Source organism: Collimonas sp. (assembly GCF_035566555.1).
Taxonomy (GTDB): domain Bacteria; phylum Pseudomonadota; class Gammaproteobacteria; order Burkholderiales; family Burkholderiaceae_D; genus Collimonas.
The window spans coordinates 1-11,012 of sequence record NZ_DATMRB010000181.1 but is presented as its reverse complement, the minus strand read 5'-3'; the positions used below and the strand labels follow the sequence as shown (position 1 = coordinate 11,012).

At 57.5% G+C, this 11,012-nt stretch carries 12 protein-coding genes and 1 pseudogene; 7 read left to right on the top strand and 6 right to left on the bottom strand.

Annotated features, from left to right (window positions below; translation table 11 throughout):
* The 5 genes and pseudogenes from VNZ65_RS23055 to VNZ65_RS23035 all read right to left on the bottom strand — a co-directional run.
* Positions 1–118, bottom strand: a pseudogene (locus tag VNZ65_RS23055) (IS3 family transposase); the annotation flags it as partial.
* A 380-nt stretch (positions 119–498) separates the two neighbouring features.
* Positions 499–732, bottom strand: coding sequence for a hypothetical protein (locus VNZ65_RS23050; protein WP_325673245.1), 234 nt, complete (start codon positions 730–732; stop codon positions 499–501).
* A complete protein-coding gene (locus VNZ65_RS23045) occupies positions 729–1,004 on the bottom strand; it encodes a hypothetical protein (protein WP_325673243.1) in 276 nt (91 codons plus the stop codon). The genes VNZ65_RS23050 and VNZ65_RS23045 overlap by 4 nt, the downstream gene beginning before the upstream one ends.
* Entirely contained in the window at positions 1,001–1,321 is a 321-nt protein-coding gene (locus VNZ65_RS23040; RefSeq protein WP_325673241.1) for a hypothetical protein, read from the bottom strand. Before VNZ65_RS23040 ends, VNZ65_RS23045 begins: the two co-directional genes overlap by 4 nt.
* A 692-nt stretch (positions 1,322–2,013) precedes the next feature.
* Positions 2,014–3,036 (bottom strand): site-specific integrase, encoded by a 1,023-nt coding sequence (locus VNZ65_RS23035; RefSeq protein WP_325673239.1) that lies wholly within the window; start codon positions 3,034–3,036, stop codon positions 2,014–2,016.
* A 147-nt stretch (positions 3,037–3,183) separates the two neighbouring features.
* Here VNZ65_RS23035 and dusA point away from each other — a divergent pair, with 147 nt between their 5' ends.
* The 7 genes from dusA to maiA all read left to right on the top strand — a co-directional run bounded on the left by dusA (position 3,184) and on the right by maiA (position 9,642).
* Positions 3,184–4,149, top strand: coding sequence for a tRNA dihydrouridine(20/20a) synthase DusA (dusA, locus tag VNZ65_RS23030; RefSeq protein ID WP_414649203.1), 966 nt, complete (start codon positions 3,184–3,186; stop codon positions 4,147–4,149).
* A gap of 240 nt (positions 4,150–4,389) precedes the next feature.
* Positions 4,390–5,502: a bifunctional 3,4-dihydroxy-2-butanone-4-phosphate synthase/GTP cyclohydrolase II gene (gene ribBA / locus VNZ65_RS23025; RefSeq protein ID WP_211443307.1), complete on the top strand. Its 1,113-nt coding sequence runs from the start codon at positions 4,390–4,392 to the stop codon at positions 5,500–5,502.
* Positions 5,503–5,639: 137 nt separating this feature from the next.
* Positions 5,640–6,125 carry a 6,7-dimethyl-8-ribityllumazine synthase gene (ribH, locus tag VNZ65_RS23020; RefSeq protein WP_325673235.1) on the top strand — a complete coding sequence of 162 codons (486 nt, stop codon included), beginning with the start codon at positions 5,640–5,642 and terminating at the stop codon, positions 6,123–6,125.
* A gap of 152 nt (positions 6,126–6,277) precedes the next feature.
* The gene (gene nusB, locus VNZ65_RS23015) at positions 6,278–6,751 is read left to right on the top strand and encodes a transcription antitermination factor NusB (RefSeq protein WP_061942999.1); all 474 of its coding nucleotides are present in this window, start codon (positions 6,278–6,280) and stop codon (positions 6,749–6,751) included.
* Between the two features lie 283 nt (positions 6,752–7,034).
* A complete protein-coding gene (locus VNZ65_RS23010) occupies positions 7,035–8,225 on the top strand; it encodes a pyridoxal phosphate-dependent aminotransferase (RefSeq protein ID WP_325673232.1) in 1,191 nt (396 codons plus the stop codon).
* Between the two features lie 48 nt (positions 8,226–8,273).
* Positions 8,274–8,969 carry a fumarylacetoacetate hydrolase family protein gene (locus VNZ65_RS23005; protein ID WP_325673230.1) on the top strand — a complete coding sequence of 232 codons (696 nt, stop codon included), beginning with the start codon at positions 8,274–8,276 and terminating at the stop codon, positions 8,967–8,969.
* Between the two features lie 10 nt (positions 8,970–8,979).
* On the top strand, positions 8,980–9,642 hold the full coding sequence (maiA, locus tag VNZ65_RS23000; protein ID WP_325673228.1) for a maleylacetoacetate isomerase: 663 nt from the start codon (positions 8,980–8,982) through the stop codon (positions 9,640–9,642).
* Between the two features lie 53 nt (positions 9,643–9,695).
* On the opposite strand, the gene VNZ65_RS22995 is transcribed toward maiA, so the two are convergent.
* Positions 9,696–11,012 (bottom strand): FMN-binding glutamate synthase family protein (locus VNZ65_RS22995; RefSeq protein ID WP_325673226.1); only part of this gene is annotated, 1,317 nt, incomplete at its 5' end.

The window sequence follows — 11,012 nt, the reverse complement described above, 5'->3', positions numbered from 1 at the left end:
CTTGATCGGTGTTGAAGATATCCGGCGTACCGTAGCGGAGAATCGCTTCTTGCACGGCTTCGATGCAGAAATCCGTCGTCAACGTATTTGACAAGCGCCATGACAGCACCCGTCGGCTGGGAGTGCACACCGATACCTCGGCAGGACGCAGAGCTAAGCGAGCTTTCTTTGCTGTAGCGGCAGCAGCTGCAATGACTTCTGAGACCAACTCTCGTTCTTTCCTCTCTGCCAAGCGCTTCAAGCCATCTTGATAATATTCATCATCGCTCATTGGAGCCGAAGCTTTGGCTGCCGCTGCTTGCGTAATCTGACGTTGTTGATTCTGATGGGCGGCAATAGCTGCCAATCTGGCGTCGAATTTAACTTGATGCTCCCGTCGAGCGGCTGGACTGTGCAAGGTATCCGGTGATAGATCGGGCACGAGTGGGAAGAGGGCATTAAGTTCTTCGGCTTGAGCGATTGCTGCGTTATATGAATTTTGCATGTTTAGGTTTCCTTTTAAGATTGTTTAGTTAAGATGCTGTAAATACCAGTGAGCTTCTTTTGTGCTGGTGCTGACGCATTAGCGATGAGTTTTGCTACCATCTCTGGCATCGACAGACTCTGAGCTGTAGCCAACACAGTTAAATCGACGTAGGAGGCTGCGGATAGCGTTACAGACAATGGTGCTGCTGGCGCATGTGCTGTTGCTCGCGGTGGCTTCTTCAAAGCTTTTGATAATGCTGATTTCATTTATTCCCCTTATGAGTAGTGACACGGTTAACCTGAGCGAGAGCCAAGTAATAGTTGCGTTCAACAGGCGTTAGCGAATTGAAAGTTTCACGTCGAGGAATGATCAGGTCTCTCGCTTTCGTTACTGATACGTATCCCCAGCCTCGTCCAGATGGCGTTTTTACCGAGAGCATATTTAACGAATTAGCAATCGTCAGCGGATCACCAGTAATCTGTGAAAAGACGCTGATGAGGAAGCAAGTTAAGTCGTTATAGACAGCGGTGGTGCTCATGCTGTTTTCATTTTCGGAAGGAACAAGACAGTGGCTTCCTTCACAGTGAAGGCCCCCGATCCGATCAGACGCAATAGAGCACGGTAAAACGAGCCAGCGTATTGTTTGTTACGTAGATGCTTTTTGGTCTGCTTGACGCGTTCTTCATTCCACTGCAGCCCAGAATGACTGGTTAGCCCGTTTTCGTTCAGCGTTGCTGCCAGTGCACGATTAGTAAGGCCGGTAGAGCGGCCATCTAATAGGATGCGGATAACAGACTCGAAGTAGCTGTCTGAATGCTGGTATTTTGTTCCGGTTTTAGGCGTGATTTGGCCCATGGGGATTCTCCATAAAAATAAGTTGTAGAGGGATTTGCCAGCCAGCGACAAATTGCAGGCTGTAAACGGCGATAGGCCACGTCTAAGGTGGCCTATCATGTGTGATGAAGTGGTGCTGACTCGCTATGTCAGGTGTTTACTCCATGACTAGAGTATATACCCTCCAAGCAACTCTGTCAATACTTTTCTACCACATATTAGCCAATTTGTGTAAAAATACTTTGTAAGTAAATGTAACTAAATCATTCCGAGAGCCGGATCGTATCCAGATCGGGACTTGGTGGTCGAGATTAGGAATGATTTCACTGATTCGATGGGGTAGAGGAAGCTGGAGCCGAATCTCGTATAGGCTGGTCCAGTGCCACGCCGACGCCATGCGTCTACTGTGGTCGATTTAACTCCAGCGAGTTCGGATAGTTCTTGCTCGGTGAAGCATCCTACGAGGCGTGCTAGGGATGAAGTGCTGAGTTGTTGCTGAGTTGTCATGAAAACCCTCCTTATTGTTTGGCGTAGCTCCTTGTTGTTGATAAAGATGCATCTGTAAATGTTGCATGCGCAGAAAGCAGACGACAAAAAGGCGCAATAGTAGTTGCCCAATAAATTGAGGTTGTACTCTTGCGCCTAGATGGGCGTGATGCTTTGAATTGTGACTGCAGGGCGAATAATACGTTAAAAAGTTCCTGTTTGTCAACCTACTTTTTCAGTTTTGCAAAAACATCGGTTGGCGTAATGTGCGTATAGCGCTTCAGCATCTTCCAATCCTTATGGCCCGTGATGCTGGCAACGTGGGGGATATCCAGTCCGATACGGAAAAGATTACTGGCGGCAGCGTGTCTCAGGTCATGAAAATGAAGATCGGCAATATTGAGTTTTGCGCATGCACGAGTAAACGCTGTGGATACGCTGGATGGCTGATAAGGAAATAGTTTACCTGTGGGACGTTCCTTGAGAATAGGGGCAACAATGTCCCACGCAGCAGGAAGCAGGGCCACGTCCTGATGATTGCCGTCTTTCTTTCGAGGGTCTTTGCGGTCACGTATGAGGACGCTGGGAACTGACGGCTTCACATCTTCGGCGGTTATCGAACATATCTCACTGAGGCGCATTGCGGAGGATAAGGCAAATTCCACGATGGTATGCATCGGGATACGCTGGCGCTCGTTGCCCTGCCAGTGATTAAATAACGCCTCCAGCTCTGACTTAGTGGGTTCTCTGGATCGCTCATTGGAGCGGGTGCTGATTCCCTGAGATGTCAGGTCACGTCGCGCATTCAATGCGAGTTCTGTCGAGACATCCATTTGGCGAGAGTGTTTTGCCCACTTCATTACCGCGCCTATATAAGAAAGGTCAGCTGAGAGCGTGACTCCCCCGGCACCGTCGGCTTTTCTGCGGTCGATGAAATCTCGTAAGTGCACACTATTAAGAGACTTGAGCGCGACGTGGCCTAGTTGACGCTTCAGCATGGTTAAAGTGGCGGTCTTTGTTTTGCCTCCAGCTTTGACGCTGCCAACGTAGGCATCTATCAAGTGGGCAAATGTAAAGCCCTTCGGGATAGGTTGGTATCCGCTTGCTATAATGTGTGTTGCCTGCGTCTCTACCACCGACGCCCAATCCTGAGCTTCGCGTTTCAGCTTGAATGTGGCACCACGCGTTAAGCCGCCTCTGCGAACCTGTGCTCTCCATGATCCGCTCGGAAGTTGAGTAAATGTAGCCATGTGTGCAATTCGTGTGTGTCGTCTGATGCATGGATTATGTACCAATTATTAATGCTGTGTGCATATCGTGTGCACTGAATGTGCAAATAGAACCAAATGAGTAATAAAAACTCCTTAATAAACAAGCGCTTAGTATCTGTTGCGCCCATGATGGACTGGACCGACCGCCACTGCCGCGTCTTCCACCGCCAAATCACGCACAACACCTGGCTCTACACCGAAATGGTGACCACCGGCGCCTTGCTGCACGGCGATGTCCCGCGCCACCTGGATTTCGACGAAGTTGAACATCCGGTAGCCTTGCAGCTGGGCGGCAGCGAGCCGGCCGACCTGGCTAAAAGCGCGAAGCTGGGCGAGCAGTGGGGCTACGACGAGATCAACCTGAATTGCGGCTGTCCTTCCGAGCGTGTGCAGAAGGGCGCATTCGGCGCCTGCCTGATGGCGGAATCGGCGCTGGTGGCCGATTGCGTCAAGGCCATGCGCGATGCGGTTGCGATCGACGTCACCGTCAAGCACCGGATCGGCATCGATAAGACCGAATCCTATGAATTCGTGCGCGATTTCGTCGGTACGGTGGCGCAAGCCGGCTGCCAGACGTTCATCGTGCATGCGCGCAACGCTATCCTGAAGGGGCTGAGTCCCAAGGAAAACCGCGAAATCCCGCCTTTGAAATATGAGTACGCCTACCGGCTGGCGCAGGACTTTCCCGAACTGGAAATCATCATCAACGGCGCCATCAAGACTACCGCCGAGATCGATTTTCACCTGCAGCACGTCGATGGCGTCATGCTGGGGCGCGAGGCCTATCACAATCCCTACCTGATGGCGGATTTCGATGCGCGCTATTACGGCGCCGCCGAGGCGCAGCCGAAGACGCGCGCCGAAGTGATCGAGGCGATGCTGCCGTACATCCGCAGCCAGCTGGCCCTGCACGGACGCGACGGCCACGGCTTGCGTCTGAACAGCATCACGCGTCACATGCTGGGGCTGATGGCGGGCGTGCCTGGCGCCAAGTCGTTCCGGCAGGCGCTGTCCGACTCCAAGCGGCTGGCCCTGGGCGATCCGAAACTGTTGCTGGATGCATTGGCAAACATGCAACCATTGGCGGCCTGAGCAAGGCCGCCCCGCAGCGGCGTGGGGTTTTAGCATAAAACTATGGAAAGTAGCAGCCGTAAAACATTTTCAGTCTGCTAAATCCTTTAAAATAGCCACCTCAGGCTTATGCTTGCATAGCCAAGGGCGGCGACGCTGCCGCCCGCATGCCACAATTCTACTTAAAGTATTAACCTAAACATAATTCATTGCCCGCGCATGCTCACAAGGCTTTCGCAGCGGCTGTCTTCAAGGCGAAACATGTCAATTGCAACTACAGAGGAAATCATTGCAGAACTCCGTGCCGGCCGCATGGTGATTCTGGTGGATGAAGAAGATCGTGAAAACGAGGGCGACCTGGTGCTGGCCGCCGATTTCGTCACGCCGGATGCGATCAACTTCATGGTGCGCCACGCGCGCGGCCTGGTCTGCCTGACCTTGACCGAAGAGCGTTGCGACCAGCTTAACCTGAGCATGATGACCAGCCGCAACGGCACCGCCTACGGCACCAATTTCACGGTATCGATCGAAGCCGCCGAAGGCGTCACCACCGGGATCTCTGCCGCCGACCGCGCGCGCACCATCCAGGTGGCCGTGGCGGCCGACGCCAAGGCCGGCGATATCGTGCAGCCGGGCCATATTTTCCCGATCAAGGCGCGCAAGGGCGGGGTGCTGATGCGCGCCGGCCATACCGAAGCCGGCTGCGACCTGACCGAGATGGCGGGCTTGACGCCAGCCGCGGTGATTTGCGAAATCCTGAAGGAAGACGGCAGCATGGCGCGTCTGCCCGACCTGCTGGAATTTTCCAAGGAACACGGCTTGAAGGTCGGCACCATCGCCGACCTGATCCACTACCGCGGCCAGCACGAGAGCATCGTCGAACGCCTGGCCGAGCGCACCACGCATACGGCGCAAGGCACGTTCAAGACCATCGCCTACCGCGATACGCCTAGCGGCGGCGCCCACCTGGCGCTGCTGCACGGAACGCCGTCGCCGGACGTGGAAACGCTGGTGCGGGTGCATCAGCCGGTCTCCATCCTCGACCTGCTGGAAACCGAGGCCACCAACCATTCCTGGAACATGGCTTCGGCGCTGGCGGCGATTGCTGCTTCGCCTTGCGGCGTGGTGGTGCTGCTTAACTGCGAAGAATCGGCCGATCAGATCTTCGCCAAGTTTGCAGCGCTGGAAGCCGCCTGCAGCGGCGTCAAGCCGCCGCCGCCGCGGGTCGACCTGCGCACCTACGGCATCGGCGCCCAGATCCTGAAAGACCTTGGCGTCGGCAAGATGAAGCTGCTGGCCAGCCCGCGCAAGATGCCGTCGATGACCGGCTATGACCTGGAAATCACCGGCTACCAGAACAAGCCGAATGCCTGAGCGGCAGACGGCAAGCATTAACCGTTTTTAGCAGTGCCCTTGCAACAGCAGCAGATGGTTGTAGCCAGCAGATGTGGTGTAAGGCATTTTTGTAATCAATTTGAAAAAAAGCGCCTGGTGCGCAAAAGAGGAAAGCCATGACAGTCGGAATTTACGAAACCAACCTGGATGGTGCTGATCTGCGTATCGGCATCGTGCAAGCCCGCTTCAACGAAGATGTCTGCCACGGCCTGATGGCAGCCTGCCTGGCGGAACTGAAGCACCTGGGCGTGGCGGACGAGGACATCCTGCACGTCACCGTGCCGGGCGCCCTGGAAATCCCGCTGGCGCTGCAGAAGATGGCGGAAACCATGCAGTTCGACGCGCTGATCGCGATCGGCGCCGTGATCCGCGGCGAGACTTACCATTTCGAGCTGGTCTCGAACGAGTCCGGCGCCGGCATCACCCGCGTCGGCCTGGATGCCGGCATCCCGATCGCCAACGCCGTGCTGACCACCGAGAACGACGAGCAGGCGGAAGCGCGCATGGAAGAGAAGGGCACCGACGCCGCGCGAGTCGCGGTGGAAATGGCCAATCTTTCGATCGCGCTGGAAGAGCTGGCGGAAGCCACCAGCGAAGAATAAGACGGCGTCGAGGCCGTGACGGCGTGCAGCGCTGTCATGGCCGCGCCGTGGTTTTTCAATATGTTCAGATGATCTGCGAGCTGGCGGCCGCACCGGGCGCTGGCCAGAGATGAAATGCAGATAAACAAGTAGCAACCCAAGCTGGAAAAACTATGACCACCACTAAAACTTTGCACGCCAATCCGAGCAAGAGCCGCACGCCGCGTCACCGCGCGCGCGAATTCGCGTTGCAGGGCCTGTACCAATGGCTGTTGAACAATGAAGACGTGACCGCCATCAGCGAGCATATCCGCCAGGCGCACGGTTTCGACAAGGCCGATGCCGAGCATTTCAATTCGCTGCTGTACGGAGCCATCAAGGACGTCGTCACCTTGCGCGCCGGCCTGGCGCCGCTGATCGACCGCAAGATCACGGAACTGTCGCCGGTGGAGCACGCAGCCTTGCTGATCGGCGCCTTCGAACTGCAGAATCACGTCGAGATTCCTTACCGTGTCGTCATCAATGAAGCAGTCGAACTGACCAAGTCCTTCGGCGGCATCGACGGCCACAAGTATGTGAATGGCGTGCTGGACAAGTTTGCCGCCAAAGTGCGCGCGGACGAGATCAGCGCCGGCAAGAAATCCTGAAAATCTGTCTTTGCAAGCGGGGCCGCGCTACATCGGGCATGATGCGTGGTTGCGGTCCCTGATGTTTCAGGCGACCCGGCCGCGTACCACAGGATGCGGTTCGCCCATCGGAAAATCTGTTCATGACATTCTCGCACTTAGTGTAGTGTTTCGCACATAATGACACTTAATAAACGGCGTCTTTTCGCGCCATGCGTCGTTGCAAATCCTCGCGATAGCCCACTATCGCTCCGGTTTGCGCCTAGCCTGGCGCGAAAATACACCATTTCTTAAGCGCCATTACATGCGAAACACTACACTAGCTTCACGTCTCGATAACATCGCACCGTTCCATGTGATGGAACTGGCAAAAATGGCGGCAGCGCTGGAACAGCAGGGCCGCCATATCATCCACATGGGCATCGGCGAACCGGATTTCACGGCGGCGCCGCTGGTGATCGAGGCGGCCGCCAAGGCCATGGCCGACGGCAAGATGCAATACACCTCGGCCACCGGTTTGCCTGCGCTGCGCGAGGCGATCTCCGGTCACTATCGCCAGGTCTACGGACTAGACATCGCACCGGCCCGCATCGTCGTTACCGCCGGCGCTTCCGCCGCCCTGCTGCTGACTTGCGCGGCCCTGGTGGAAAAGGGCAGCGAAGTGCTGATGCCGGATCCTTCCTATCCCTGCAACCGCCATTTCGTTGCCACCTTCGACGGCCGCGCGAAGATGATACCCAGCGGTCCGGCTGAACGCTTCCAGCTGTCCGACCAGATGGTGCGCGAACACTGGGGCGAGGCTACGCGCGGCGTGCTGCTGGCTTCGCCCTCGAATCCGACCGGCACCTCGATCCTGCATGGCGAACTGGGCAAGATCATCGCCACCGTGCGCGCCAAGGGCGGTTTCTCCATCGTCGATGAAATCTACCAGGGCCTGAGCTACGACGAGGCGCCGTTTTCCGCGCTGTCTTTGGGCGACGACATCATCGTCATCAACAGTTTCTCCAAATATTTCAACATGACCGGCTGGCGACTCGGCTGGCTGGTGCTGCCGCAGCAGCTGGTGGCGCCGATCGAAAAGCTGGCGCAGAACCTGTTCATCTGTCCGTCTTCGATCGCGCAGCATGCGGCGCTGGCCTGTTTCGATAAAGATTCACTGACGCTGTATGAAGCGCGCAAGGCCGAATTCAAACGCCGTCGCGATTACCTTGTGCCGGCCCTGGTCGAACTGGGCTTCAAGGTGCCGGTCATACCGGACGGCGCCTTTTATGTGTACGCCGACTGCAGCGCGCTGCTCAAGGATGGCGATGATGCCGACGCGCTGGTCAAGGATATCTTGCAGCAGGTTGGCGTCAGCATGGTGTCGGGCCTGGATTTTGGCGCGCATACCGCGCGCAGTTATATCCGCCTGTCGTATGCCACCTCGATGGAAAACCTGCAGGAAGCCGTGCGCCGGCTGGCCCAGTACATCAGTCAGAAGCAAATACCGAATTGAGACATTGTCCGCTGCCGGCATCTCGGCAGTATTGAAAAAGGAGCTCCCATGCACTTCGTTTTCCCGCCAAAACCAGCCGCCGCGGTACCTGTCGCCGGCAGCGATCAATTGTTCCCGGTGCACCGCATCTACTGCGTCGGCCGCAACTACGCCGAGCATGCCAAGGAGATGGGCAGCAGTGGCCGCGAGGCGCCGTTCTTCTTCATGAAGCCTGCCGACGCCGTGTTGCCTGCCGCTGCCGGCAGCATCGGTGAAATGCCGTATCCGTCGATGACGCAAGACCTGCACCACGAAATCGAACTGGTGGTGGCCTTGTCGACCGGCGGCAAGAACATCCCGGCGGCGGAAGCCATCAAGCATATCTGGGGCTATGCAGTCGGGCTCGACATGACGCGCCGCGATTTGCAAGGCGAGGCCAAGAAACTGGGGCGGCCATGGTGCACCGGCAAGGGCTTCGATTACTCAGCGCCGATTTCCGCCATCCAGCCGGCCGGCGCCAGCGGCCTGATCGAACAGGGGGATATCCATCTGAACGTCAACGGCGTTTTGCGTCAGCAAGGCGATATCAGCCAGATGATCTGGAACATTGCTGAAACCATCGAGCAGCTGTCTGCTTTTTTCGAACTGCAGGCCGGCGACCTGATTTTTACCGGCACGCCGGCGGGTGTGGCGGCGGTAGGCAAGGGCGATTTGCTGGAGGGCTCGGTCGCCGGCGTCGGCGAGTTGCGGGTACGCCTGGTCTAGGTAGATATCGATGAAACTGTATAGCTATTTCCGCAGCTCCGCCGCCTACCGCGTGCGGATAGCCCTGAACATTAAGGGCATGCCTTACGACATCGTGCCGGTGCATCTGCTCAAGCATGGCGGCGAGCAGCTGAGCCAGATGTACCGCACCTTGAACAGCGATGGCCTGGTGCCGACCATGGTCGAGGACGACGCAGCCGGCAGCCAGGGGGTGTTGACGCAATCGTTGGCGATCCTGGAATACCTGGAAGAAGTCCACCCCGCACCGGCCTTGTTGCCGGCGGCGGCGCTGGACCGCGCTTTTGTGCGCAGCATTGCTCTGTCGATTGCCTGCGATATTCATCCCGTCAACAATCTGCGCGTGCTGCGTTATCTGGTGCACGAACTGAAGGTCGACGAGAACGCCAAGAACGCCTGGTACCGGCATTGGTGCGAGAGCGGGCTGGCGGCGCTGGAAACCACGCTGACGCGCGAAAAGCGCAGCGGCCGGTTTTGTTTCGGCGATACCCCGACGTTTGCCGATTGCTGCCTGGTGCCGCAGATATTCAATGCCCAGCGCTTGAAATGCGATTTGACGGCGATGCCGACCTTGATGCAGATTTACCAGAACTGCCAGGAACTGGAGGCGTTTATCCAGGCGGCGCCGCAGAACCAGCCGGACGCCGAAGCCTGAAAACAGGGCAGCAATAAAAAAGCCAGGATTCGCGAGAGTTCTGGCTTTTTTTTTCAGGCCGCGGCCGGGATAGGTTCGGCCAGAATCGGTTCCGCCGGATGAAAACTTTCGGCGCGTGAGATCGGCCAGTATTTTGCAAACACCGGATAGCGATAATTCTGGTTCAGCAGATCGCCCGGCTGCAGGTAAGACAGCAAGTCAGACATCAACTTCACTTCATGGTCCGAGGTGCGTCGCACGATATGATGCGCGCGCAGGGCGGAAGCGTGCGGCAGGCCGGCAGCCTGCACCAGTTCCTGCAGCGCATGCAAGGTGCTTTCGTGGAAGCGGTAGACGCGCTCGGCCTTGTCCGGCACCACCAGCGCTTTCTGACGGCCGATATCCTGGGTCGCCACCCCGGTAGGGCAACGGTCGGTATGACAGCTTTGCGACTGGATGCAGCCCAGCGAAAACATGAAGCCGCGCGCCGAATTGCACCAGTCGGCGCCGATCGCCAGCGTGCGCGCCAGGTCGAAAGCGGTGATCACCTTGCCGCTGGCGCCGATCTTGATACGGTCGCGCAGGCCGGCGCCGACCAGGGAATTGTGCACCAGCAGCAAGCCCTCCTGCAGGGGCATGCCGACGTGGTCGACGAATTCCAGCGGCGCCGCGCCGGTGCCGCCTTCCGAGCCATCCACCACGATGAAGTCAGGCAGGATGCCGGTTTGCAGCATGGCTTTGACGATGCCGAAAAATTCCCAGGGATGGCCGACGCAGAGCTTGAAGCCGACCGGCTTGTCGCCCGACAGGGTACGCAGTTTCTGGATGAATTCCAGCAAGCCGATAGGATTGGAAAACGAGGAATGCGTAGCGGGTGAAATACAGTCGACTCCCATCGGCACGCCGCGCGTCGCCGAAATTTCCGGCGTGATCTTGGCCGCCGGCAGTACGCCGCCATGTCCCGGCTTGGCGCCTTGCGACAGCTTGACCGTGATCATCTTTACTTGCGGCGAGGTCGCCTGCGCCACGAATTTCTCTTCATTGAAACTGCCGTCGCCGTTGCGGCAGCCGAAGTAGCCGGACGCAATCTGCCACAGCAGGTCGCCGCCGAATTCGCGATGGTACGGCGAGATCGAGCCTTCGCCGGTGTCATGCGCAAAGCCGCCTTTTTTTGCGCCGCGATTGAGAGCGCGGATGGCATTCGCGGACAAGGCGCCGAAACTCATCGCCGAGACATTGAACACTGACATCGAATATGGCTGGGCGCGCTCGGCGCCCACCGTGACGCGGAAGTCGTGGCTGGCGATGATGGTCGGCGACAGCGAATGGCCGACCCATTCATAGCCGCGCAGCTTGACATCCAGCTCGGTGCCGAACGGCCGGCTGTCGAC

Excerpts from the sequence above, each read along its gene's own strand:
- VNZ65_RS23050 (WP_325673245.1), bottom strand. The coding sequence starts at position 732 with ATGAAATCAGCATTATCAAAAGCTTTGAAGAAGCCACCGCGAGCAACA.
- VNZ65_RS23045 (WP_325673243.1), bottom strand. The coding sequence starts at position 1,004 with ATGAGCACCACCGCTGTCTATAACGACTTAACTTGCTTCCTCATCAGC.
- VNZ65_RS23040 (WP_325673241.1), bottom strand. The coding sequence starts at position 1,321 with ATGGGCCAAATCACGCCTAAAACCGGAACAAAATACCAGCATTCAGAC.
- VNZ65_RS23035 (WP_325673239.1), bottom strand. The coding sequence starts at position 3,036 with ATGGCTACATTTACTCAACTTCCGAGCGGATCATGGAGAGCACAGGTT.
- dusA (WP_414649203.1), top strand. The coding sequence starts at position 3,184 with ATGATGGACTGGACCGACCGCCACTGCCGCGTCTTCCACCGCCAAATC.
- ribBA (WP_211443307.1), top strand. The coding sequence starts at position 4,390 with ATGTCAATTGCAACTACAGAGGAAATCATTGCAGAACTCCGTGCCGGC.
- ribH (WP_325673235.1), top strand. The coding sequence starts at position 5,640 with ATGACAGTCGGAATTTACGAAACCAACCTGGATGGTGCTGATCTGCGT.
- nusB (WP_061942999.1), top strand. The coding sequence starts at position 6,278 with ATGACCACCACTAAAACTTTGCACGCCAATCCGAGCAAGAGCCGCACG.
- VNZ65_RS23010 (WP_325673232.1), top strand. The coding sequence starts at position 7,035 with ATGCGAAACACTACACTAGCTTCACGTCTCGATAACATCGCACCGTTC.
- VNZ65_RS23005 (WP_325673230.1), top strand. The coding sequence starts at position 8,274 with ATGCACTTCGTTTTCCCGCCAAAACCAGCCGCCGCGGTACCTGTCGCC.
- maiA (WP_325673228.1), top strand. The coding sequence starts at position 8,980 with ATGAAACTGTATAGCTATTTCCGCAGCTCCGCCGCCTACCGCGTGCGG.